The sequence below is a fragment of the Streptomyces sp. NPDC059373 genome (assembly GCF_042751495.1).
Classification (GTDB): Bacteria; Actinomycetota; Actinomycetes; order Streptomycetales; family Streptomycetaceae; genus Actinacidiphila.
In genome coordinates this window covers 68,433-92,037 of sequence record NZ_JBHYXC010000017.1, presented here as the reverse complement: position 1 = coordinate 92,037, position 23,605 = coordinate 68,433, and the positions used below count along the sequence as shown (strand labels likewise).

Annotated in this window: 21 protein-coding genes and 1 pseudogene; 6 read left to right on the top strand and 16 right to left on the bottom strand. The window is 71.9% G+C overall.

Going from position 1 to position 23,605, the window contains the following annotated elements; all coding sequences use genetic code 11:
• Positions 1 to 46: 46 nt before the first annotated feature.
• Positions 47 to 1,630 (top strand): arabinogalactan endo-beta-1,4-galactanase, encoded by a 1,584-nt coding sequence (locus ACFXJ5_RS22895; protein WP_384633969.1) that lies wholly within the window; start codon positions 47 to 49, stop codon positions 1,628 to 1,630.
• A gap of 188 nt (positions 1,631 to 1,818) precedes the next feature.
• Positions 1,819 to 3,354 (top strand): glycosyl hydrolase 53 family protein, encoded by a 1,536-nt coding sequence (locus tag ACFXJ5_RS22890; protein ID WP_384633966.1) that lies wholly within the window; start codon positions 1,819 to 1,821, stop codon positions 3,352 to 3,354.
• 32 nt (positions 3,355 to 3,386) lie between these two features.
• Here ACFXJ5_RS22890 and ACFXJ5_RS22885 read toward each other — a convergent pair whose 3' ends face one another.
• Entirely contained in the window at positions 3,387 to 4,154 is a 768-nt protein-coding gene (locus tag ACFXJ5_RS22885; protein ID WP_384633964.1) for an IclR family transcriptional regulator, read from the bottom strand.
• A 113-nt stretch (positions 4,155 to 4,267) separates the two neighbouring features.
• Between ACFXJ5_RS22885 and ACFXJ5_RS22880 the strand changes: the two genes are divergently transcribed.
• Positions 4,268 to 5,794, top strand: a complete 1,527-nt coding sequence (locus tag ACFXJ5_RS22880) for an aldehyde dehydrogenase (NADP(+)) (protein WP_384633961.1) — start codon at positions 4,268 to 4,270, stop codon at positions 5,792 to 5,794.
• Positions 5,795 to 6,001: 207 nt separating this feature from the next.
• Here the strand turns inward: ACFXJ5_RS22880 and thpD are convergent, their stop codons facing one another.
• The 6 genes from thpD to ACFXJ5_RS22850 form a co-directional block, all read right to left on the bottom strand.
• Complete coding sequence (thpD, locus tag ACFXJ5_RS22875) at positions 6,002 to 6,874, bottom strand: ectoine hydroxylase (protein WP_384634116.1); 873 nt, start codon at positions 6,872 to 6,874, stop codon at positions 6,002 to 6,004.
• Between the two features lie 13 nt (positions 6,875 to 6,887).
• Positions 6,888 to 7,286, bottom strand: coding sequence for an ectoine synthase (locus ACFXJ5_RS22870; RefSeq protein ID WP_384633958.1), 399 nt, complete (start codon positions 7,284 to 7,286; stop codon positions 6,888 to 6,890).
• Between the two features lie 16 nt (positions 7,287 to 7,302).
• On the bottom strand, positions 7,303 to 8,571 hold the full coding sequence (ectB, locus tag ACFXJ5_RS22865) for a diaminobutyrate--2-oxoglutarate transaminase (RefSeq protein WP_384633955.1): 1,269 nt from the start codon (positions 8,569 to 8,571) through the stop codon (positions 7,303 to 7,305).
• 49 nt (positions 8,572 to 8,620) lie between these two features.
• Entirely contained in the window at positions 8,621 to 9,115 is a 495-nt protein-coding gene (ectA, locus tag ACFXJ5_RS22860; protein ID WP_384633952.1) for a diaminobutyrate acetyltransferase, read from the bottom strand.
• A gap of 336 nt (positions 9,116 to 9,451) precedes the next feature.
• A complete protein-coding gene (locus ACFXJ5_RS22855) occupies positions 9,452 to 10,333 on the bottom strand; it encodes a hypothetical protein (RefSeq protein ID WP_384633949.1) in 882 nt (293 codons plus the stop codon).
• Positions 10,333 to 10,914: a SigE family RNA polymerase sigma factor gene (locus ACFXJ5_RS22850; RefSeq protein WP_384633946.1), complete on the bottom strand. Its 582-nt coding sequence runs from the start codon at positions 10,912 to 10,914 to the stop codon at positions 10,333 to 10,335. Before ACFXJ5_RS22850 ends, ACFXJ5_RS22855 begins: the two co-directional genes overlap by 1 nt.
• Positions 10,915 to 11,371: 457 nt before the next feature.
• Between ACFXJ5_RS22850 and ACFXJ5_RS22845 the strand changes: the two genes are divergently transcribed.
• The 3 genes from ACFXJ5_RS22845 (at position 11,372) to ACFXJ5_RS22835 (ending at position 14,478) form a co-directional block, all read left to right on the top strand.
• The gene (locus ACFXJ5_RS22845) at positions 11,372 to 12,469 is read left to right on the top strand and encodes an amidohydrolase family protein (RefSeq protein WP_384633943.1); all 1,098 of its coding nucleotides are present in this window, start codon (positions 11,372 to 11,374) and stop codon (positions 12,467 to 12,469) included.
• A gap of 137 nt (positions 12,470 to 12,606) precedes the next feature.
• Entirely contained in the window at positions 12,607 to 13,233 is a 627-nt protein-coding gene (locus ACFXJ5_RS22840; RefSeq protein ID WP_384633940.1) for a hypothetical protein, read from the top strand.
• Between the two features lie 306 nt (positions 13,234 to 13,539).
• Positions 13,540 to 14,478, top strand: coding sequence for an SCO1860 family LAETG-anchored protein (locus ACFXJ5_RS22835; protein ID WP_384633937.1), 939 nt, complete (start codon positions 13,540 to 13,542; stop codon positions 14,476 to 14,478).
• A gap of 110 nt (positions 14,479 to 14,588) precedes the next feature.
• Here ACFXJ5_RS22835 and cobC read toward each other — a convergent pair whose 3' ends face one another.
• The 9 genes and pseudogenes from cobC to cobI all read right to left on the bottom strand — a co-directional run bounded on the left by cobC (position 14,589) and on the right by cobI (position 23,603).
• Positions 14,589 to 15,629: an Rv2231c family pyridoxal phosphate-dependent protein CobC gene (cobC, locus tag ACFXJ5_RS22830; RefSeq protein WP_384633933.1), complete on the bottom strand. Its 1,041-nt coding sequence runs from the start codon at positions 15,627 to 15,629 to the stop codon at positions 14,589 to 14,591.
• Complete coding sequence (locus ACFXJ5_RS22825) at positions 15,619 to 16,521, bottom strand: sirohydrochlorin chelatase (RefSeq protein ID WP_384633930.1); 903 nt, start codon at positions 16,519 to 16,521, stop codon at positions 15,619 to 15,621. The genes cobC and ACFXJ5_RS22825 overlap by 11 nt, the downstream gene beginning before the upstream one ends.
• Positions 16,518 to 17,114, bottom strand: a complete 597-nt coding sequence (locus tag ACFXJ5_RS22820) for a precorrin-8X methylmutase (RefSeq protein ID WP_384633927.1) — start codon at positions 17,112 to 17,114, stop codon at positions 16,518 to 16,520. The genes ACFXJ5_RS22825 and ACFXJ5_RS22820 overlap by 4 nt, the downstream gene beginning before the upstream one ends.
• Positions 17,111 to 17,308: a 4Fe-4S binding protein gene (locus ACFXJ5_RS22815; protein ID WP_384633924.1), complete on the bottom strand. Its 198-nt coding sequence runs from the start codon at positions 17,306 to 17,308 to the stop codon at positions 17,111 to 17,113. Before ACFXJ5_RS22815 ends, ACFXJ5_RS22820 begins: the two co-directional genes overlap by 4 nt.
• On the bottom strand, positions 17,305 to 18,978 hold the full coding sequence (gene cobJ, locus ACFXJ5_RS22810; RefSeq protein WP_384633921.1) for a precorrin-3B C(17)-methyltransferase: 1,674 nt from the start codon (positions 18,976 to 18,978) through the stop codon (positions 17,305 to 17,307). The genes ACFXJ5_RS22815 and cobJ overlap by 4 nt, the downstream gene beginning before the upstream one ends.
• 581 nt (positions 18,979 to 19,559) lie before the next feature.
• Positions 19,560 to 20,834, bottom strand: a pseudogene (cbiE, locus tag ACFXJ5_RS22805) (precorrin-6y C5,15-methyltransferase (decarboxylating) subunit CbiE); the annotation flags it as partial.
• Positions 20,831 to 22,012 (bottom strand): cobalt-precorrin-5B (C(1))-methyltransferase, encoded by a 1,182-nt coding sequence (locus ACFXJ5_RS22800; protein ID WP_384633918.1) that lies wholly within the window; start codon positions 22,010 to 22,012, stop codon positions 20,831 to 20,833. The gene ACFXJ5_RS22800 and the pseudogene cbiE, both read right to left, overlap by 4 nt.
• A gap of 47 nt (positions 22,013 to 22,059) precedes the next feature.
• The gene (gene cobM / locus ACFXJ5_RS22795) at positions 22,060 to 22,848 is read right to left on the bottom strand and encodes a precorrin-4 C(11)-methyltransferase (RefSeq protein WP_384633915.1); all 789 of its coding nucleotides are present in this window, start codon (positions 22,846 to 22,848) and stop codon (positions 22,060 to 22,062) included.
• Positions 22,849 to 22,871: 23 nt separating this feature from the next.
• A complete protein-coding gene (gene cobI / locus ACFXJ5_RS22790) occupies positions 22,872 to 23,603 on the bottom strand; it encodes a precorrin-2 C(20)-methyltransferase (protein ID WP_384633913.1) in 732 nt (243 codons plus the stop codon).
• Positions 23,604 to 23,605 lie beyond the last annotated feature (2 nt).

Sequence of the window (23,605 nt, the reverse complement as noted above, 5' to 3'; positions counted from 1 at the left end):
GACGGCGCCGCCCCACCCCACCCATAGGTTCATCGAAGGGACAACGATGTTCCACGCGAGACGCACGCTCACGCGCGCGCTGGCCCGCGCCCTGGCGATACCCGTGATCGCCGCCATCGGGCTCACCCTCGCCCCGGCCCAGCCGGCGGCAGCCGCCAGTACGCTCACCAACGGCGGATTCGAGTCCAACGGTGCCGCGACCGCCACTCCGACCGGCTGGTCCACCTACTCGGCCGCCGGCCAGAACAGCGCCTCGTACACCGAGTCGGGCGGCCACTCCGGCTCGTACCGGCTGACGCACTGGTCCTCGTCCGCGTACAAGGTGGAGACGTACCAGTACCTGTCGGGGCTGACGAACGGCACGTACACACTCACCGCCTGGGTGCGTTCGGGCGGCGGCCAGAACTCCGCCTACCTGGCCCTCAAGAGCTGCGGCAGCAGCGAGCAGCGCACGGACCTGCCGGTGAGCGCGAGCTCGTGGGTGCGGATCGTCACCTCGATCGCGGTGACGAACAACCAGTGCACGATCAGCATCAACTCCGATGCCAACGCGGGCAACTGGCTCAACGTCGACGACCTGACCTTCGCCTCCGGCTCGACGGGCCTCAGCATCAAGGGCGCCGACATCTCCTCCCTCGCCAAGAGCGAGGCGAAGGGCGGCGTCTACAAGACCAGCTCCGGCACCACCGGCGACGCGCTCGCCATCCTGAAGTCCGCCGGCATGAACTACGCCCGCCTCAAGGTGTGGGTCAATCCGGCCGACGGCTACAACAACAAGGCCCGGGTCCTGGCCATGGCCACGCGCATCAAGGCCCAGGGCATGAAGCTCCTTGTCGACTTCCACTACTCCGACATCTGGGCCGACCCCGGCGCGCAGACCAAGCCGGCCGCCTGGTCCGGCCATACGTACAGCCAGCTGAAGACCGACGTCTACAACCACACGTACGACGTCCTCAACGCCCTCAAGGCGCAGGGCACGACAGCCGACATGGTGCAGATCGGCAATGAGATCAACGCCGGCATGCTCTGGTCCGAGGGGTCGACCGACAACTGGTCGCAGCTCGCCGGGTTGATCAACTCCGGCTACAGCGCGGCGAAGGCGGTCTCCTCCAGCACCCTGGTCGCGCTGCATCTGGCCAACGCCGGTGACGACTCCACCGTCCGCTGGTGGTTCGACAACGCGGCCACGTACGGGATCAACTACGACGTGATCGGCCTGTCGTACTACGGCTACTGGCACGGATCGCTCGCCGCGGCGCAGACCACTCTCGACGACGTCGCGTCCCGCTACGGCAAGCCGGTCTTCATCGCCGAGACGGCCTATCCCTTCCGGCTCGACAGCGACGACTCGTTCACCAACATCATCGACACCAGCGGCGAGTTGGTCTCCGGCTACCCGGCCACGCAGGCGGGCCAGGCGGCGTGGTTCCGCGACGTGATGAACATCGTGGAGGCCGTCCCCAACGGCCGTGGCCTCGGGGTCTTCTACTGGGAGGCCACCTGGACCGCCGTCACCGGCAACGGCTGGGATCCCACGGACTCGACCTCGGGCAACGGCTGGGAGAACCAGGCGCTGTTCGACTACAGCGACAAGGCGACGTCGGCGATGAGCTGGTTCGGCCACCGCTGACACCGACCGGCGGCGCCGCGCAGCTCGGGGGCCGCGGCGCCGCCCCGCCCCCAACCACCGATCCTCACTCCCCTGTTGAACGGACGACGTCGATGCTCCCCTCAAGACCCTCTAGCCCCTCAAGCCCTTCGAGCCCTTCGAGCCCTTCGAGCCCTTCGAGACGTACGATCCTGACCGGCTCCCTCGCGGTGCCGCTCATAGCGGCCGGAGTCACCGCACTGCCCGCCCAGTCCGCCTACGCCGCCACCAACTCGCTCGCCAACGGCGACTTCGAGGCCGACGGCACCGGCACCGCGACCCCCGCGGGCTGGAGCACCCGGAACGCCCCGGGCCAGGACAACGCCTCCTACACCGAGGCCGGCGGTCACTCCGGCTCGTACCGGCTCACGCACTGGTCGCCGGCCGCCTACCAGGTCGAGACGTACCAGCGGCTGACCGGCCTGGCGAACGGCCACCACACCCTCACCGCCTGGGTCCGCTCCTCCGGCGGCCAGAAGTCCGCCTACCTGGTACTGAAGGGCTCCGGGGGCCGCGAGGAGCGCACCGACCTGCCGCCCACCCCCAACGGCGGCTGGGTCCGGCTCGTCACCTCCGTCAAGGTGACCGGCCACCGGCTCACCGTGGGCATCGTCTCCGACGCCGACGCGGGCAACTGGATCAACGTCGACGACGTCACCCTGACCCCGGGCCTGACGGGCCTCGCTGTCAAGGGCGCCGATGTCTCCACCCTGGCGAAGACCGAGGACTACGGCGGTGTCTACCGGTACGGCAACGGAACCGCCGGCGACGCGCTGACCATCCTGGGCTCCGCCGGGATGAACTACGCCCGCCTCAAGGTGTGGGTCGACCCGGCCGACGGCTACAACGACAAGGCCCACGTCCTGACCATGGCCAAGCGCGCCAAGCGTCTCGGCATGGGCCTGCTGATCGACTTCCACTACTCGGACGCCTGGGCCGACCCCGGCAAGCAGAACAAGCCCGCCGCCTGGGCCTCCGACACCTTCGCCCAGCTCAAGGCCGACGTCTACCACCACACGTACGACGTCCTGCACGCACTCAAGGCGCAGGGCACCACCGCCGACATGGTGCAGATCGGCAACGAGATCAACGGCGGCCTCCTCTGGCCCGACGGCCGCTGGGACAACTGGCCCGGCCTCGCCGCCCTGCTCACCTCCGGCGCCGAGGCGGCCAAGGCGGTCAGCCGCTCCACCAAGGTCGCCCTCCACCTGGCCAACGCCGGGGACGACGGGGGCGCCCGCTGGTTCTTCGACAACGTCGTCTCGTACGAGGTGCCCTTCGACGTCATCGGCCTGTCGTACTACAGCTACTGGCACGGTGCGCTGAACGATTTGCAGGCCACCCTCGACGACATGGCCTCCCGCTACGGCAAGCCGGTCTTCGTCGCCGAGACCGCCTACGCCTTCACCCTCGACAACGACGACGCCCTGGAGAACAACATCGCGACCTCCTCGCAGCTCGTCTCCGGCTACCCGGCCACTCCCGCCGGGCAGGCGGCGAACCTGCGGGACATCATGAACGTCGTCGAGGCCGTCCCGAAGGGCCTGGGCCTGGGCGTCTTCTACTGGGAGCCGACCTGGACCGCCGTCACCGGCAACGGCTGGGACCCCGCCGACCCGTCATCGGGCGACGCGTGGGAGAACCAGGCGCTGTTCGACTACGCCGACAGGGCGCTGCCGGCGATGAGGTGGTTCGGCCACCGCTGAGGCGTCAGAGTCGCGGCGTCAGAGCTGAGGCGTCAGAGCCGCCGCGTGGCCAGCGTCAGCCGGTCGCGGGCGTCGAAGAGCGCGTCCTTGATCATCTGCTCGTGTGCCGGGGTCAGCCGGGCCACCGGCACCGAGCAGCTGATGGCGTCCCGGGCGGGGGTGCGGTAGGGGATCGCGACGCCGTAACAGCGCAGGCCGAGGGTGTTCTCCTCGCGGTCGATCGCGTAGCCCTGCTCGCGGATCTGCTGGAGTTCGAGGATGAGCTTCTCGCGGTCGGTGTGGGTGTGCTCGGTCAGCGGGTCCAGGGTCTCCGGCAGCAGCTTGCGGACCTGCTCGTCGGAGTACGTCGCGAGCAACGCCTTGCCCAGGGAGGTCGAGTGGGCGGGGAGGCGGCGGCCGACGCGGGTGAAGGGCCGCAGATAGTGCTGGGACTGGCGGGTGGCGAGGTAGACCACGTTGGTGCCGTCGAGGCGGGCGAGGTGGATGGTCTCGCTGGTGTCGTCCGAGAGCCGGTCGAGGGCCGGGCGGGCGGCCGCGACCACCTCGTCGCCGTCGATGTACGAGGTGCCGACGAGCAGGGCCCGTACGCCGATCCCGTAGCGCGTGCCGGTGGCGTCGGTCTCGATCCAGCCGAGCTCGACGAGGGTGCGCAGCAGCATGTAGAGGCTGGACTTGGGGTACCCGACCGCCTCCTGCACGGCGGCAAGGCTGTGCATGCCGGGGCTCCCGGCGAAGAACTCCAGCAGCTCCACGGTACGGACCGCCGACTTGACCTGCGCTCCGGCGTCACCAGCAGCCATCGGTCGACCCCTCTTGTTCGGCCGGGATGCCCGGAAGTAGGCTCCCGAGCATAGTTCACGGTTACAGACGCTGTTCAGTATATCGAACGAAGTATAAGGTGGAGGCACCCGCGATGGCTGTACCAGTGTGGAGCGTAGATCCCCGTACCGGGAAGCAGCGGGAGCAGGTCGCTGTAGAAGCTACCGCCGAGGAGATCGACACGGTCGTACGGGCGGCGGCCGCCGCCGCCCCGGCGCTGGCCGACCGGACCGTACGCGCCCGGCTGCTGCGCACCGCCGCCGAGTTCCTGGAAGAGGCCGGCCCCCGCATCCTGGAGGCCGCCGACGCCGAGACCGCCCTCGGCCCCGGCCGGCTCACCGGCGAACTCGGCCGCACCACCTACCAGTTGCGGGCCTTCGCCGACATCGTGGACGAGGGCGCCTTCCTCGACGTGATCATCGACCACGCCGACGCGTCGCTGGCGCCCCCGCGCCCCGACCTGCGGCGCTACAAGATCCCGCTGGGCGTCGTCGCCGTCTACTCGGCCAGCAACTTCCCGCTCGCCTTCTCCGTCCCCGGCGGCGACACGGCGAGCGCCCTGGCGGCCGGCTGCCCGGTCGTCGTCAAGGCCCACCCCGACCACCCGGCCACCTCCGAGCTGTGCGCCGACGCGCTGCGGCGCGCCGCTGTCGCGGTCGGCCTCCCGGCGGACGTCGTCGCGGTCGTGCACGGCTTCGAGGCCGGCGTCGAGCTGGTCAAGCACCCGCTGGTCTCGGCGGCGGGCTTCACCGGCTCCGTACGGGGCGGCCGGGCGCTGTTCGACGCGGCCGCCGCACGGCCCGTCCCGATCCCCTTCCACGGCGAACTGGGCTCCCTCAACCCGGTGGTGATCACCGAGGCCGCCGCCGAGGAGCGCGCCGAACAGATCGGCGCCGGCCTCGCCGGATCCCTGACCCTCGGCGTCGGCCAGTTCTGCGTCAAGCCCGGCCTGGTCCTCGCCCCGGAGGGCGAGGCGGGCGACCGGCTGCTCAAGTCCCTCACCGGCGCCGTCTCCGACACCCCCGCCGGCACCCTCCTCGACGCCCGCATGCGGGACAACTTCATCGCCGGCGTCCGCGAACGCGCCGAACTCCCCGGCGTCCAGGCCCCCGTCGAGCCCGGCGACGGCGGCGAGCACCTGGTACGCCCCGGCTTCGTCTCCGTACCGGCGGCCCGGCTTGCCGAGGCGGGCGACTACGACACTCTCCTGGAGGAGTGCTTCGGCCCCGTCACCGTCGTGGCCCGCTACGCCACCCCCGGCGAGGTCGAGGCCGTCCTCGGCCGCCTCCCCGGCAATCTCACCGCCACCGCCCACATCAGCGAGGCCGAGGCCTCCGGCGACGGCCCCGGCGCCGACCTCCTCGCCCGCCTCACCCCCCTCGCCGGCCGCGTCGTCGTCAACGGCTGGCCCACCGGCGTCGCCGTCGCCCCCGCCATGCACCACGGCGGCCCCTACCCCGCCACCACCTCCACCTCCACCTCCGTCGGCGGCACCGCCATCGAGCGCTGGCTCCGCCCCGTCGTCTACCAGGACGCCCCCGCGGCCCTCCTCCCGGCCGAGCTGCGCGACGACAACCCGCTGGGCCTGCCGCGCCGGGTGGACGGCCACCGCGAGGCGTGACCAAGGGGTGACCGGAGCCTGACGGCTCCGGTCACCCGGGATCTGCGGTTCCGGGTCGGCGAGTGAGCCAAAGCGGAGCGGCCGCTGTCGAAAAGGAGAACGCGCGCAGTCCGCGAGGAACGAGCGGGCGAGCACGATCGACTGTCGACAGTGGCTCAGCGCAGCGGAGGCGAACTCGCCTCTAAAAAAGCGGAGGCGAACTCGCCGCTAAAAAAGGGGCCTGAAGTCGCGGGCGCCGATGAACTCCGGTCGGCGCACCGGGGCGGCGTAGGGCTCTACTGCGGCGTTCTCCACGCTGTTGAAGACGATGAAGACATTGCTGCGCGGGAACGGCGTGATGTTGTCGCCGGACCCGTGCATGCAGTTGCAGTCGAACCAGGTCGCCGAGCCGGCGGGCCCGGTGAAGAGCTTGATGCCGTGCCGCGCGGCCAGCTCCGTGAGCGCGGCGTCGGAGGGCGTGCCGGCCTCCTGCATCTTCAGGGACTGCCGGTAGTTGTCGGCGGGGGTCTCGCCGGCGCAGCCGAGGAAGGTGCGGTGCGAGCCGGGCATGATCATCAGGCCGCCGTTGGTGGCGTGGTTCTCCGTCAGGGCCACGGAGACGGAGACCGTACGCATCCGGGGCAGGCCGTCCTCGGCGTGCCAGGTCTCGAAGTCCGAGTGCCAGTAGAAGCCGGAGGCGCCGAAGCCCGGCTTGACGTTGACGCGGCTCTGGTGGACGTAGACGTCGGAGCCGAGGATCCGGCGGGCGTAGTCCAGCAGGCGGGGGTCGCGGACGAGTCCGGCGAAGACCTCGCTGAGCCTGTGCACCTCGAAGACGGAGCGGATCTCCTGGGACTTCGGCTCGATGACCGCCCGCTCGTCGGCCCGCACGGCGGGATCGGCGAGCAGCCGGTCGAGCTCGGCGCGGTAGGTCTTCACCTCGGTCGGCGTGATCAGCTGGTCGACCGTCAGGAAGCCGTCCCGCTCGTAGCCGCGCAGGTCGGCCGCCGCGGACTCGCCCCAGACGACGGGGTCCTGGCGCGGGCTCACCAGCTCGGTGGCGCCCCGGGTCGGGTACAGGTCGGCCGGCTGTGTCGTCATCGTCGTCGTCATCTCAGACTCCTTCCGTCAGCAGGGGGTAGACACCGTTCTCGTCGTGCTCCTCGCGGCCGGTGACCGGCGGGTTGAAGACGCAGACGAAGCGCAGATCGGTCTTCGGTCGCATCGTGTGCCGCTCGTGGCCGTCGAGGAGATAGAGCGTGCCGGGGGAGATCCAGTGCGTCTCGCCGGTCTCGTCGTTGGTCAGTTCGCCCTCGCCCTCGACGCAGAGGACGGCCTCGATGTGGTTCGCGTACCACATGGAGGTCTCGGTGCCCGCGTACATCACGGTCTCGTGCACGGAGAAGCCGACGCCCTCACGGGCCAGGACGATGCGCTTGCTGCGCCAGGTGCCGCTCTCGGCGGCGATGTCGCGGTCGGTGCCTTCGATGTCCTTCAGGGAACGGACGATCATCTCTGCGTTCTCTTCCTTACGCGGTCTCGCGGATGGCCCGGGCGAGGGTACGCAGTCCCTCGTCCAGCTCTTCGGGGGTGATGGTCAGGGCGGGCAGCAGCTTGACGACCTCGCTCCGCGGGCCCGAGGTCTCGACGAGCAGGCCGAGTTCGAAGGCGCGGGCGCAGACCCGGTCGGCGCGGCCGGTGTCGGTGAACTCCAGCCCCCAGACCATGCCGCGGCCGCGGTACTCGGCGCCGGCGCGGGAATGCTCGTCGCAGATCTGCCGCAGGGCCGCCTCGATCTGCTCGCCGCGCGCGATGGTCTGCTTCTCCATGCCGCTGTCGGCCCAGTACGTGTCCAGTGCGGCGGTCGCGGTGACGAAGGCCGGGTTGTTGCCCCGGAAGGTGCCGTTGTGCTCGCCGGGCTCCCAGATGTCGAGCTCGGGCTTGAAGAGGGTCAGCGACATCGGCATGCCGTAGCCGCCGATGGACTTGGAGAGGGTGACGATGTCGGGGACGATCCCGGCCTCCTCGAACGAGAAGAAGGTCCCCGTGCGGCCGCAGCCCATCTGGATGTCGTCGACGATCAGCAGCATGTCGCGCCGCTTGCACAGGTCGGCCAGGCCGCGCAGCCACTCCGGGCGGGCGACGTTGATGCCGCCCTCGCCCTGGATGGTCTCGACGATCACGGCGGCGGGCTTGTTGAGGCCCGATCCCTGGTCCTCCAACAGCCGTTCGAACCACAGGAAGTCCGGGACGCGGCCCGCGAAGTAGTTGTCGAACGGCATCGGTGTGCCATGGACGAGGGGGATGCCCGCGCCCGCCCGCTTCATCGAGTTGCCGGTGACGGCGAGCGAGCCCAGCGACATGCCGTGGAAGGCGTTGGTGAAGGACACGACCGACTCCCGGCCCTTGACCTTGCGGGCCAGCTTCAGCGCGGCTTCCACGGCGTTGGTGCCGGTGGGGCCGGGGAACATCACCTTGTAGTCCAGGCCGCGCGGACGCAGCACCAGGTCCCGGAAGCGCTCCAGGAAGGCCCGCTTGGCGGTGGTACCCATGTCCAGGCCGTGGGTGACGCCGTCGCGCTCCAGATAGTCCAGCAGCGCGCGTTTGAGGACCGGGTTGTTGTGCCCGTAGTTGAGCGCTCCGGCGCCGGAGAAGAAGTCCAGGTAGCCGTGGCCGTCCTCGTCGTACATCCGGCTGCCCTGCGCGCGGTCGAACACGGCAGGCCAGCCACGGCAGTAGCTGCGTACCTCGGACTCCAGGGTCTCGAAAACGGTCATGGCGGGCGGGGTGATGGTCATTCCTGGTCCTTACGTGGTGCGTGTGCGTGTGCGGGGGGATCGGGGAGAGTCAGGCGATCGGGCCGATGCGGTACAGCACCTCGGCCTCGTGGCCGTCGGGGAACAGGGCTCCGTCGAACAGCACTTCGCGCTCAACGCGGGCGCCGTGCCGCTCGCCGAAGGACATGAACAGGCGGTGCGAGGCCTCGTTGTCCGGCGTGATCGTCGTCTCGACGCCCCGTACGCCCTCCGCGGCCACGCGCTGAGCCAGGTCGTCCAGCATCGCGCCGGCCAGCCCCCGGCCCCGGTGCGCGCGGTCCACCGCGACCTGCCACACCACCAGCGTCTCCGGCCGGTCGGGCCGTACGTAGCCGGTCGCGAAGCCCACCGGCTCGCCGCCGTCCCCGCGCGCCACCACCGAGGTGCGGGCGAAGTCGCGGCACCAGAGGAGATAGCTGTACGAGGAGTTGAGGTCGAGAGCGTCCGAATCGCGGGCGATACGCCAGAGCGCGGCACCGTCCCCGATATCCGGGATGTCGAGCAGCAATTGCGTTGCGGCGGTCATGCGGCACGAAGCTACCGAGTGGAAATGGGAATTGCACGGGGCAATGGCCTTTACGCGGCGGGCTTCATCCGTTATCACGCGTGCGTGAGGGTGATCGAGGGTTGGGGGTATTTGTCATCACAATACTGGACAGAACGGGCCGGATGTGGGGTCGGTCACACAGCGGAAATCACCGTGAGACGTTCACGAAATCTTGGCGTTTGGCCGGTGATCGAGTGGGCAGGAGCGTGACGGAGGAATATTCGGAGACAATTTCCGGGAATTCACTGGCAATTCCGGGAAAGGTGGTCCCGTCGGAACCCGTCGGAATAGCAAGAAACAACCGCCCGCAACGGCTCAGTAGAAGTCGCCGCGGACTTCCACCGCGCCACCGGAGCCGTCGCCCTGCGCCGCGTAGAGGTCGCCGCCGGCGTCACGGCCGCCCTGCGCGTGGTTGTACTGGCCGGCGAAGATCTGGGTGCCGGCCGGCAGCGTCCTGCCGGACTTGAGCGTCCAGCGGTAGACCACGGCGCCGTCCTCCTCCGTGACGGTGACGTCGTAGTCGTCGGAGGAGACCGTCGACCACGAACCGGTGCTGGCGACGCCGTCCGACTTCACCACGCGCAGTTCGACCGTCAACTTCGTCAGCGGCTCGGCGTTCTTGATCGTGACGTCGCTCTGCGCCCAGAAGTCGTTGCTGCCCGAGTCGATCGAGCCGTCCGACCAGAGATAGCCGTCCTGCGGATGGTTGCCGCGCTTCGTGTCGGGCGAGGTGGTCGGCGTACCACTCGACGACGACGACGCGCCGCCCGAGGCCTTCCCGGTCGCCGAGCCGCTGCCGCCGCCCGTGGTGCCGGACGGCGGTACGACCGGCCGGTGGGTCGGCGAGACCGTCGGCGTCGGCACGTCCGGGGGCGCGGCGGGGCCGGGGGAGGTCACCACGGTCTGCGGCTGGGAGTCGCCGGCGTTCACCGTGAGACCCACGGCGAGGCCGCCGATGCCGAACGCGCCGACCAGTCCGGCCGTCACGCCCACCACCCGCGCCCAGGGCGCCGGTCCGGACCGCGAACGGTGCCCGCGCCGCCCGTCCAGGTCCTGCTCGGACATCCCGCGCTCCACGCGGGCCAGGATCCGCTCCCGGTCGGGGCGGTGCTCCTGCGCCGCCCGCTCCAACTGCGTCCGCAGGTCGCTCAGCACCTCAGGGTGCCGCCCGCTCTTGTCGTCGTACCGGCGCGCCATCAGGTCCTCCGTCCCACGTGTCCGGCGGCTGCCGCCGTTTCGCCGTGACCGCGCGGGGGGCCGAGTACCCGTACGGCATTCGCCGGCCCGAGCAGCTTCTCCAACTCCGCGATGCCCCGCGAGGTCTGGCTCTTCACGGTACCGACCGAGATTCCCAGCGTGAGCGCGGTCTCCTTCTCCGACAGGTCGAAGGCGTGTCGCAGCACCACACAGGCGCGCTTCCGGAAGGGCAACCGCCGCAGCGCCTCCCGTACATCCAGCACCGCCGGCACATCCGGGTCGTCGACGCGCTCACTGCGCTGCCCCCAGAACAGGGCGATTCGTCTGCGCTCCCGAACCAGGCTCCGTATGCGGGAGCGGGCCAGATTCGTCACCACGCCACGCGCGTACGCCCCCGGATGGTCGGCCGCCCGCACCCGGTCCCACTGGTGCCACATCGCGACCAGCGCGTCCGCCGCCAGGTCGTCAGCCGCGTCCGGGTCACCGGTCAACAGGTAGGCCAGACGTGCGAGTTCGGCGTGATACCGCTCAAAGAACTCATGAAACTCGGCAGCGGCGACATCGTCGACGGCTGTGCCCACGGTGACCTCTCCCCCTGATCGCTACCGGTGGCCCCCGTGCGTCGTCGCCTGGATCCCGGCGAGATGCGTGAGCGTAGCAGCGCAACGGGAGTTGTTCGACCCACCTCGCGCAAAACCGAACAAATACGCCCGGCCAAAAAAACTTCGGAATCCTCGGCAACCTATCCGCCGCCGGCGGCAACCACTGTGTGGGACTCGGAGAATGGCCCCTCTCACGTCCCGCCGCCGCCCGCTGTCGGATCACGTAGCTCTGGCCCCCCATGCCAACGGATCGGACAGCGGGCGGCAATTCCGCCGTGCGCCGGTGCGGGAATCAGCCCTCCGGGGCGCCCCCGGTGACCAGCGGGACCGCCGGAGCGGCGGCAAGTGCGCCGCCCACGATCGCCGCCGCGTCGACCCCACTGCGAGGGGATGTGCCATGGGCCGAGGGTGACCGAGACCTCGTAGAGTGCATGGCATGGGAGAACGCGAGGTGCTGCACATCCGGGGCCGGGTCCTCACCGGCCCCGACGACCGGGACGTACGGGACGAGCTGTGGGTGGTCGGCGGCCGGATCAGCTACGACCGGCCGACCGGTACCCACGACGTGGTGACCGTCGACGGCTGGGTCCTGCCCGGCCTGGTCGACGCCCACTGCCATGTCGGCCTCGGCCACCACGGCGCCGTCGACGCGGCCACCTCCGAGAAGCAGGCCCTCACCGACCGGGACGCCGGCACCCTCCTCCTCCGCGACGCCGGGTCGCCCTCCGACACCCGCTGGGTCGACGACCGCGAGGACCTGCCCCGGATCATCCGCGCCGGCCGCCACATCGCCCGTACCCGCCGCTACATCCGCGACTTCGCCTGGGAGATCGAGCCCGAGGACCTGGTCGCCTACGTCCGCCAGGAGGCCCGGCGCGGCGACGGCTGGGTCAAGCTGGTCGGCGACTGGATCGACCGCGAGGCCGGCGATCTGACCGCCTGCTGGCCGCGCGGCGCCGTCGAGGCCGCGATCGCCGCCGCCCACGAGGAGGGCGCCCGGGTCACCGCGCACTGCTTCGCCGAGGACTCCCTCCCGGACCTGGTCGAGGCCGGCATCGACTGCATCGAGCACGCCACCGGCCTCACCGACGACACCATCCCGCTCTTCGTCGAGCGTGGCGTCGCCATCGTGCCCACCCTGGTCAACATCGCCACCTTCCCGCAGCTCGCGGCTCCCGCCGACGCCAGGTTCCCCCGCTGGGCCGACCACATGCGGCGCCTCCACGCCCGCCGCTACGACACCGTCCGGTCCGCCTACGACGCCGGCATCCCCGTCTTCGCGGGCACCGACGCCGGCGGCTCCCTCGCCCACGGCCTCATCCCCGACGAGGTCGCCGAGCTCGTCCGCGCCGGCCTCCCGCCGACCGCCGCCCTCTCGGCCGCCACCTGGGGAGCGCGGGAATGGCTCGGCCGCCCCTCCCTCACCGAAGGCGCCTCCGCCGACCTCGTCGTCCTTCCCTCCGACCCCCGCGAGGACGTACGCGTCCTGGCCGCCCCGCGCCGGGTCGTCCTGCGGGGCCGGGTGGTCGGGTAGGTACGACGCGGTCGGAACAGATCAGGAATCAGAACCCCAATTCGGGTGATCCCCGGCGGAACCGGCGGATCCGCTTGCCCCGTCCGTGCTGACATCGGAAGCAACCGGTCGATAAGCACACAGGACGGGGAACAGCCATGACCAGGCGAGGACCACAGAAGTTCCCGGGCGCATCGCTGCGTTACTGGTACCAGGACGACTTCGGCGGCGACGCCATGGAGGTCAACGTCGTCGTCCTCCACACCACCGAGGGCCGGACCGTCCCGTCGTACGACGGCGGCAGCAACGCGCCCAATCTGACGGCGGTCCCGGACTTCGGTGCGGAGAAGCTGAAGTGGTACCAGCACTTCGACATCGACATCTCGTCGCGTGCGCTGGTCAACCTGCCGGGCGGCGTGGAGACCAACACGCTCAACGTCTGCCAGGTCGAGCTGGTGGGCACCTGCGATCCAGACCGGCATCACCGGTGGGGGAGCAGCCCGCACCTCTACTGGCCGGAGGCGCCGGACTGGGCCCTGCGGGAACTGGCGCGGTTCCTGGCCTGGATGAGCGAGGAGCACGACGTGCCGCTGAGCGGGCCCAAGGTGTGGAAGCCCTATCCCGAGTCGTACGGGAGCCACAACGGGGAGCGGATGTCGGGGCGGGTGTGGAACGGCTTCAAGGGGGTGTGCGGGCACTGCCATGTCCCCGAGAACCTCCATGGGGATCCCGGTGCGATCGACTTCCCGACGCTGATCGCCTATGCGAGGGAGTACGCGAGTTGACGCTGCGTGACCCGGAGTGCGGGGCGCTCGTTGCTGACCACCGTGTGCGCCACGGCGCGTCAAGGGAGGTGGGAGGCGTCATCCCGTTGAACGGGTGACGGATGGGAATGGGCGTGCCGAAAGGTTCGAATATGCGGGCGAAAACCACCCTTTGGAGTGAACTGGCTTCAGGTAGTCGCCAGTTCACTCTCAGTACGTAAATCATTACGTGCGTCAAGGTCGTCGCGAACGCGCTGTCCCCATCAGCAGGCGTCGACGACCCATGCCAGTTGGGGGTTTTCCACCTTGTCCAGCACTGCCTTCAGCATGCCCGTCGTCGCACTCGCGGCAGGCACGCTCGCTCTGGCGCCCGCGGCCGCCGCGCATGCGACGGAGAACACGAGCAGCCACGGAAAGGCCACGGCCGTTGTCCTGCGGACCGGGCTCGATGTGTCGCTGCTCAACAAGACGGTCGACGTGCCGTTGAATCTCTCGCTCAACGATGTGCACGCGCCCGCCGACGCCGGCCAGACCGCCCTGACCGCCAAGCTCGACGGGGTCGGCGGCGGCAGGCCGTTCAGCGTCCTGCGCGCCGACGTCGCCACCGCGCGGGCCACGGCGGACAAGCACAAGGCCGAGGGATATGTGAATCTGGTCAATGCGCAGGTCCATGTCCCGGGCCTGCCGTTGATCGGCCTGATCAAGGTCGGGACGGTGACGTCCAAGGCCACCTGCGAGGCCGGCAAGCAGCCGACGGCCGAGTCGAATCTGCTGGGACACGTCGTCGTCCTCGGCAAGAAGGTGACGGTCAGCACGGGCGGTACGACCAAGGTCACGGTGCCGGGGGTCGGCGAGGTCCGGCTGGAGCTGTCGAAGCGGGAGGTGACCTCGCGTACGGCGGCGGCCACCGCGCTCGAACTGACGGTGTCGGTCAACCCGCTCAACCTGAACGTGGCCGAGGTGAACGGGACGGTCACGCTGGCCAAGGCGACCTGCGAGTCGCCGAAGGACGGCAGTTCGTCAGGCGGCGGCTCCGATCCCGGCCCCAGTACGGGAACCGGCAGCGGAACAGGCACCGGCACCGGCTCGGGAACCAAAGCCGAGGCCCAGAACGTCGCCACCAGTGAACAGAACCTCGCCGAGACCGGCGGCGGCTCCGCCACCCCGTACCTCGCAGCGGGCGCGGCCGGCCTGCTCGCCGTCGGCGGCGCCGTGGTCTACGCCGCCCGCCGCCGCAAGCCGGCCACGGTGAACGTCCGGGACTGACCCGGGCCCCGGGGGGACGGGGGGACCGGGGGGACGGGGGGACCGGGGGAAACGTGGAGGGCGGCGACGTGTCCGGCGCCGTCCTCCACCTCTGCCTGGGCGACGGGCGTTCAGCCCGCCAGTGCCTTGCCCAGCGCCTCCGCGAACCGGTCCGTGGTGTCCCGGTCCCGCACCGCGACCCGCAGCCATTCCGGGCCCAGACCCGGGAACGTATCGGCCCGCCGCACCGCGAAGCCGAGGTCGCGCAGTCGCTCGCGTACGACGTCCGCACCCGGCAGCCGTATCAGCAGGAACGGCCCCGCGGGCGCGTCGCCCGCGATCTTCAGCCCCGCGAACTCCCTCAGCCGGGCGGCGAGATGGTCGCGGTCGGCCGCGATCCGCAGCGCCGCCTCCGCCGCCTCGGCCAGCGCGGCTGGCTCCACGCACGCCGAGATGGCCGTCAACCCCGGCGTGGACACCGCCCACAGCGGCTGGGCGCGCTCCAACTCACCGATGCGCGCCGGGTCCGCCAGCACATAGCCGATCCGCAGCCCCGCCAGCCCCCAGGTCTTGGTGAGGCTGCGCAGCACCACCAGCCCGGGCAGATCGCGCCGCCCGGCCAGGGACTCGGACTCGCCCGGGACCGCGTCCATGAAGGCCTCGTCGACCACCAGGGTCCGGCCCGGGCGGGCCAGCGCGGCGATGTCCGCGGCCGGGTGCAGTACGGACGTCGGGTTGGTCGGGTTGCCGATGACGACCAGGTCGGCGTCATCGGGAACCAGCGCCGGGTCGAGCCGGAAGCCGTCGGAGCCGCTGAGCAGCACCCGCTCGACCGCATGCCCGGCGTCCCGCAGCGCCGCCTCCGGCTCGGTGAACTGCGGGTGCACCACGACCGCCCGGCGCGGCGACAACGCCCGGGCGAGCAGGACGAACGCCTCCGCCGCGCCCGCCGTCAGCAGCACCTCGCCGGCCGGCCGGCCGTGCCGTACGGCCACCGCGTCGCGCGCCGCCCGGCCGTCGGGGTAGGCGGCGAGCCCGTCGAGGGACGCGGCGATGCGCTCCTTCAGCCACGGCGGGGGAGTGCCGGTGCGGACGTTGACGGCGAGGTCGACGAGGCCGTCGCCGACCTCCTGGTCCCCGTGGTGGCGCAGGTCGTAGCCGTCAGTGGGCATGGTCGTGGTGGTGATGGCCGTGGGAGTGCGACGGGTCGTCCGGGTGGTGGTGCGGCTGCTGCGGCGAGCCGACCCGGTCCTCGAACCCCGGCAGCTTGATGCGGTACACGCAGGTGTCGCAGTTCATCCGCAGGTCGCCCTTGAGGGTCTCCCGGTACCGCTCCATCACCAGCTCCGCCAACTCCGGCTCCGGCCCGATGACATCGGCCTGCCGCAGCTCGACCTCCGGGTGTGCCGCTCCCCAGCCCTCCGCCTGCTGGCGTACGCGCTCCGGCAGGATCCCGGTGAACAGGAAGTACGGCAGCACCACGATCCGCCTGGCCCCCAGCTTCGCGCACCGGTCGAGCCCCGACGGCACGTCCGGCGCCGCCAGCGACACGAAGGCGGTCTCCACGCCCGCGTAGCCCCGGCCCTCCCACAGCAGCCTGGCGACCTTGCAGACCTCGGCGTTGGCGTCCGGGTCGGTCGAGCCACGGCCGACCAGGAGCACCGTGGTGTCCTCGCGCTCGGACAGGCCGACCACCTCGTCCAGGCGCCGCTCCAGCACCGCCAGCAGCCCCGGATGCGGGCCGAGCGGCCGCCCGTACGCGTAGGAGGTGCCCGGGTGCCGCTGCTCCTCGCGGGCCAGGGCGGCCGGGATGTCGCCCTTCGCGTGTCCGGCCGACACGAGCACGAGCGGCACGGCGGCGAAGCGGCGGACGCCATCCTCCACCAGCTCGGCCACGGCGTCCGCCAGCGGCGGCGGCGACAGCTCTATGAAGCCGCCGCCGACCGGCAGCCCCGGATTCCGCTCACCGAGCTGCGCCACGAAGGCGCGGAACGCCTCGGCCCCGGCCTCGTCCCGGGTGCCATGGCCGACGAGGAGGAGCGCGGGTGGTGCGGGCGGGGTCACAGGTGGTTCTCCTTGTTGGGGTATTCCGTATAGAGCAGGGCGTTGAGCGCGGCCGCGGCCACCGCCGAACCGCCCTTTTCCGAGACATTGCTGACGGCGGGCAGGCCGGAGGCCCGCAGCGCCGCCTTGCTCTCCGCAGCGCCGACGAAGCCGACCGGCAGCCCGATCACGAGGGCCGGAGCCGCCGCGTCGAGCGTCAGCAGCTCCTCCAGCGCGGTCGGCGCGCACCCGATCACCCATACGGCGCCGGGGCCCACCTCCTCGTACGCGAGGCGGATCGCATGGGCCGAACGCGTCAGCCCGGGGCCGGATCTGGCCTCCTTGAGGCGGCAGACCGCCTTACGGGTGGTGATCCCGGCGGCCACCATCTCGACGTCCGCGACGATCGGCGCGCCCGCGAGCAGCGCCGCGTGCGCGGTGACGAGCGACGGCTCGTCACAGACCAGGTCCTCCGCGTAGTCCAGGTCCGCGCTGGAGTGGATCACGCGCTCCACCACCGCGCGCGTCAGCGGCGGCAGTGGTGACGTGTCGAGTCTCGACCGCAGAATGCGGAACGACTCCTGTTCGATCGGGTGAACCGTCGTCCGGCTCATCGGACTCCTCCGGTAAGGGTCGTCTCTTCTATGGCGTCGACCGGGCACACCTCGATGCACTCCACGCACCCGTTGCACAACTCCGCCAGCACGTGCAGCGTCCCGCCGCGCGGCCGGATGGCATGCGTCGGGCACGTCATCAGGCACGCCCCGCAGCCCGCGCAGCGCGAGGTGACGTGAACGGGGGCCGTCACACCTGCCACCGGTAGCCGCGCGGAGTCACCATGCGGCCCGCGACATTACGGGTCGCGGTGTTGCCGACCGTGACCACGGTGACCATGTCGACGGTGGTCACATCCAGCGCGGCCAAAGTCGTGACCTCGCTGCGCTCGTCGGGACGCGAGGCCGCGTGCACCACGCCGACCGGGGTCTGCGGGGTGCGGTGGCCGGCCAGGATGGACAGGGCCTTGGGAAGCTGCCAGTCGCGGCCCCGGCTGCGCGGGTTGTAGAAGGTGACCACGAGGTCGGACTCGGCCGCCGCCCGGACCCGCCGCTCGATGACCTCCCACGGCGTGTGCAGATCCGACAGGCTGATCGACACATGGTCGTGGCCCAGCGGCGCCCCCAGAATCGCGGCGGCCGCCAGCGCGGCCGTCACCCCGGGCACGCCGACCACGTCGATGTCCTCGCTCGCCTCGGCCAGAGCGGGGGAGGCCATCGCGTACACCCCCGCATCCCCGCTCCCGATCAGCGCGACCGCGTACCCCGCCCGTGCCTCCGCCACGGCTGTACGGGCCCGCTCCTCCTCCGCGCCCAGACCGGACTCGAGGACCCGGGTGCCCGGGCGCAGCAAGTCCCGGATCTGGTCCACGTACTGGTCCAGGCCCACCACGACCGACGCCCGCCGCAGCTCCTCGCGGGCCCGCGGCGTCACCAGGTCCCGTGCGCCCGGGCCGAGCCCGACCACCGCCAGCCGCCCACGCGGCCGCCGCCGCGCCACGGCCGCCGTGGCCATCGCCGACTTACGCTTCTGGACGACCAGTTCACCGCCGGGCGCCGCCGCCAGCGCCGCCGCCTCCGCCACGGACGGCGTCCCCACCGCCGCGAGCGGCGCCGCCGACGGGTTCGGCACCGCGATCCCGGCCAACACCTCGGCCCCGTACGTCTGCAGCGGCACCCCCAGCCGCTCCGCCGCCGCCACGATCCCCGCCTCGTCCGCCTTGGCGTCCACCGTCGCGAGCGCGGCCACCGACTTCGTCGACAACCCTCCCTCGGCCAGCGCCTCCCGTACGAGCCCGAGCACCTCGTCGGCGCCGACGCCCCGGCTGGCCCCGACCCCCACCACGAGCGACGGCGGCCGCAGCACGGCGGTCCGCTCCCCGTCGGCCACGACGCGGTCGGTGACCAGGAGTTCGGCCTCCCCGGCCGCCCCGACGTTGGGCGGAAGCGCGGGCAACGGCCATACGGCATCCGCCCGCAGCGCGACCGCCTCACCGTCGAGCATCGCGCGGCTGACGGCAGCGACCGCGCCCTCCACCGGCAGCCCGAGCATGTCGAGCCCCGCCGCGTCCACGGCATCCGTCGCCGTCGTGATCACCGGCGCCGCCCCCAGGACCTCCCCGACCGCCTCCGCCAGCGCATTGGCCCCGCCCCCATGGCCCCCCAGCAGCGCCACCGCATACCGCTGCGCCTCGTCCACGCACACCACGCCCGGGTCGGCCGCCTTGCCTTCGAGCAGCGGCGCGATGAGCCGCACGACCGCCCCGGTCGCCAGGAAGCACACCAACTGCTCGCACTCGCCGAACGCACGGGCCACGGCCTCGCGGACCGGCCCCTCATACACCCGCGTCCGGTCCGGCCAGGCGGCCGCGAGCCGTTCGCAGCCACGCTGCCCTGCCGCGGTGGCGGATATCAGGCCGATCACTGTATTGCTCCTTCGGTGATTGTGCGGTGCGGCTGGTGCCGCCTGCGCCGGGGTTTGTCGCCATGTACCGCGCCGTTGCGCCTGCGGCGGGCTTCTCCCACCCGCCCACCCATTCGCCGGTCCGTTGGCTTCTGGCCTCTCACGGGTGGTTGCTCGCTAACCCGCAGCCGCGAGGATACGTAGGAGGGGGTGCGCCGGGTTGCCCCCGGAAGCGACGAGAACACACGGGGGGCAACCCAACGCCCCCGGTCACGTTCGAGCGCTGAGGAGGCTGCCCGGTGGCGGCCCCGACCCCAGAGCGAACCGTGCGCACCCGCCTGCGCCCTGCGGGCGGCCTCGGGTTGTGGGAGAACGTTCCGCAAGGCGAGCGAAGCGAGATGGGGGCACCTCCCAAAGGAAGCTTTGGGGGAGGCTGGCACAACCCGGCCACGGGCCTCAGGCCGCCGACGCACCCCCGGCAACCCACCGTCGGGGTGCGGGCCCGTCGCCGGGCGCGGGCCGGTTGGGCCGGCCCCAGCTCTTCCCCCAGCCTTCGGCCGGGGGGACCCCCAAGGCGGGCGGCCTACCCCCAACCCATGGGCAGGTACGGGGTTCGGGGCGGTAGCCCCGTCCCGCGTACCCCAGAGGACGAAAACCGGATTGGTCGCCGCCAGCCGGCTGACCTCACCCGGCAGCAGCGCCAGCCGCGAGGACTGCAACAGGACGCCGTCAACGACGAGCCCCGCACCGGAAAGAGCCGCCCGGACGTCCGCCACGCGGTCAAGCGCGGCCAGCGTCACGACCACAACCCGCCGCACCCGCGCGGCGCACGCCGCGACGATCGCCGGAAGGTCCGCGCCACCGCCGCCGATGAAAACGGCGTCCGGGTCCGGGAGTTGGCCGAGGACGGCCGGGGCGGAGCCGTGCACGGCCTGCACGTCCACACCATGCGCGGCGGCGTTGGCCAGGACCCGGGCGACGCCGTCGGACGCCCGCTCGACGGCCACCACCGCAGCCCCGAAGCGCGCGCACTCGACGGCCACCGACCCGGAGCCCGCGCCGATGTCCCAGACAAGGTCGCCCGTACGGGGGCCGAGCCGGGCCAGGGCCAGCGCCCGGACCTCGTACTTCGTGACCATGGAATCCCGGTGGGTGAAGGCCTCCTCCGGCAGCGCCCAGCCCGCAGGCGAAGGCCCCGGCCCGGCGACGGTACGCGCCACCGGCGACAGCACCCGCCCCTCGTCGAGGCACAGGACGACGCTGACACCCACCCCCGACCAGTCCCGCGCCGCCGCCTCCGCCGGGGAGACCCGCTCGACGGACTCCTCGGCCGTGCCGAGCGCCGCCGCGACAACGAGGGTCCGCTCGATGCCCGTACCGGCCAGTGCCGCGCCCAGTTCACCGGGGCCGGCCCCCGGACCGGTCAGGACGGCCGTCTTCGGGTGCGCCCGGCACACGTTGACCGCCGTACGCGGGTCGCGGCCGTGCGCGCTGACCACGACCGCGTCGTCCCACGTCAGGCCGAGCCGAGCGAAGGCCACGGCCACCGAGGGCGCCGAGGGCCGTACGTCCAGTGCGGCCGCCCCGAAGCGCTCGGCCAGGGCCCGTACGATCCCGAAGAACCCGGGATCGCCGGAGGCGAGGACAGCCGCCGTACCGCCCTTGGCGAGGTGTTCCTCGATCGCGTCCAGCGCGGGGGCGAGCGGGCCCAGGACGACCTGCTGGACGCCGGGCGGGAGCGCGGCGGCGTCCAGATGGCGCCGGGCGCCGACGACCAGGGTCGCACCGGCGGGCACCCCCGGACCCGCGAGCCCAGCAGCCGCACCCGTACCCGCACCCGTGCCCGTACCCGTACCCGTACCGATGACCGTGATCACGCCGGCAGCCCCCGACCCCACCGCGCGATGAGCTCGCGCCCCGTGAAGTCGACCATCGCCGCCTCCGCCGCGACCCGGCCCTCCGTGAAGCGCTCCATGACGTCCGCGACGCGCCGGCACAGCTCGACCCCGGCCGGGCCGAGCAGCCCCGCCGCGTCCCACAACTCGTAGGCGTGACGCGCGGTGTTGGCGGCCGCCACCTCCGCCGCGAGCTCCGCGTCCCCGCCCACCGCACGCGTGATGTCGGCGAGGACGGTCGTGTTGACCTTGGAGCGCGTGTAGTGCGTCATCAGCACCCCCGCCGCCAGTTTCGTCAGCTTGCCGGCCATCCCGACGAAGATCACCCGCCCGACGCCCAGTTCCACGGCCCGGCGCAGCGCCGCGCCCGTGAAGTCGCCGACCTCGATGAAGCACACCGGCGGCAGCTGCGGCAGCAGTTCCATCGCGCCCTTCTCCGTGCGGCCGCCGGTGCACAGCACCACCGCCGGCTCGCCCTGCGCGGCGGCGACGGCCACCGCCTGCTCGACGCTCGCCCGCCAGGAGGCGGTGGAGAAGGGCCGGACGATCCCGGTGGTCCCGAGGATCGAAATGCCGCCCAGGATGCCCAGCTTGCCGTTCGTCGTCTTTCTGGCCCGCTGCTCGCCGTCGGGGACGCTGATCGTGACGTCGACCCCGCGCACCGCCAGGTCCACGACCTCGCCGACCGCCTGCGTGATCATCGCGCGCGGCGTCGCATTGATCGCGGGACCGCCGACCTCGAGCCCCAGCCCCGGCTTGGTCACCACCCCGACGCCAAGGCCCCCGTGCAGGGCGATCCCGGGCGTCTCCCGCCAGCTGACCGTCGCCGTGAGGTGCGCGCCGTGCGTGACGTCCGGGTCGTCCCCGGCGTCCTTCACCACGACCGCCTCCGTACGCCCCGGCCGCAGCTCCACCGACCGCTCCACGGCGAACGTGACCCGCCGCCCGGACGGCAGCCCGACCTCCACCCACGGCTGCGCCGCCCCCGTCACCAGGTGCAGGGCGGCCGCCCGGGCTGCGGCCGACGCGCAGGTGCCGGTCGTCCAGCCCGTACGCAGCGCCTTGGGACGCTCCTTGGCGGTGCGCGGCAGATCGGGCTCGCGCAGTTCGGGTCCTTCGTAGGGCTCTTCGTAGGGCTCTTCGTGGGGGGTGTCGCTCAAGGTCGTCCCTCCTTCCGGGGTCTCGTCAGTCTGTACGGGCAGGTCGGCTAGCCGCGCGATTCGCGCAGCTCGCGGCGCGCCACCGGATCGGCCCGGCGATAGCCGTGGAAGTGGCCGGGGTGGTAGAGGTGCGAGCGCGTGCCGGTCGCCGACAGGGCCGGACCGACCAGGAAGAGGGTGTGCTTCCAGAGCTTGTGCTCCTTGACCGTTGCCTCCAGCGTCGCGATCGTGCAGCGCAGCACCAGCTCCTCCGGCCAGGTCGCCTGGTACGCGATCACCACCGGCGTGTCCTCCGGGTAGCCGCCCTCCAGCAACTCGCCGACCAGCTGCCCGGACCGGGCCGCCGACAGGAACAGCGCCATCGTCGTGCCGTGCCGCGCGAACTCGCGTACCTCCTCGCCCGGCGGCATCGGCGTCTTGCCGCCGCCCAGCCGGGTCAGGATCACGGACTGCGCGACCTCGGGGATGGTCAGCTCGCGCTGCGCGATGGCCGCGACCGCCGAGAAGGACGACACGCCCGGCACGATCTCGGTCTCCAGCCCCAGTTCCACGCACCGGTCGAGCTGTTCCTGCGTACCACCCCACAGAGCCGGGTCGCCGGAGTGGATCCGCGCGACCCGCAGGCCGTCGCGCCCCGCCCGCTCGTAGACGGCGACCACGTCCTCCAGCGACATCGTCGCCGAGTCCAGGATCTCCGCACCCTCGCGGGCGTGCTCCAGCACCTCGGCCTGCACCAGGCTCGCCGCCCAGATCACGATGTCCGCGTCGGCGATGGCTTTCGCCGCCCGGAAGGTCAGCAGATCGGCCGCGCCGGGACCGGCCCCGACGAAGGTCACTTTCCCATGGGTCCCGGTGACCGTCACAGCTTTCCTCCACGGCTCTCCCGCGACGCGGGCGCGATCAATGTCGACAAATACGGCAACGGCCCATCCAACAGCTCGCTCGCCGGCCGGATCGACTCCTCCGGCAGCCCCAGCGCCGAGCCCCACACCGCGCCCTCGGTCCGGTCCGTCTCCTTCAACGCCGCCGCCACCTCCTCCGCCAGCCGCCCGAACTTGTACGCCACGACCGTCCCCGGCCCCTCGAGCGCCGCTCTCAGCACCGCCGACCCCGCCGTCACCGGCACCAGCGTCAACGGCTCGGTCCCCTCGGTCAGTACGGCCCCGCTGCGCGCCGCCAGGTCCTGCATCGCCGTGATGCCCGGCACCGTCTCGACGGCGAGCCCGTCGACCAGCCCGCCGACCGTCTGCGCGAGATAGGTGAACGTCGAGTACACATTCGGGTCCCCGATCGTCGCGAACGCCACCGTCCCGTGCGCCCGCAGCAACTCCGCGACCCGCCCGCCCGCCGCGTCCCACGCCGCCTCGCGCCGCCCCCGGTCGCTCCGCTCATTGAGCGCGAACACCACCCGTACGACCTTCTCCTGCGGCACGTAGTGCAGCACCGTCGCCTCGGCCCGGCCCCGCTCGCCCGTGTCCATCACCGGGACCACCACGACATCGGCGGCCCGCAGCGCGTTCACGCCCTTCACCGTCACCAGTTCCGGATCGCCGGGTCCGACCCCGACCCCGATCAGTCGGTGTGTCGTCATGC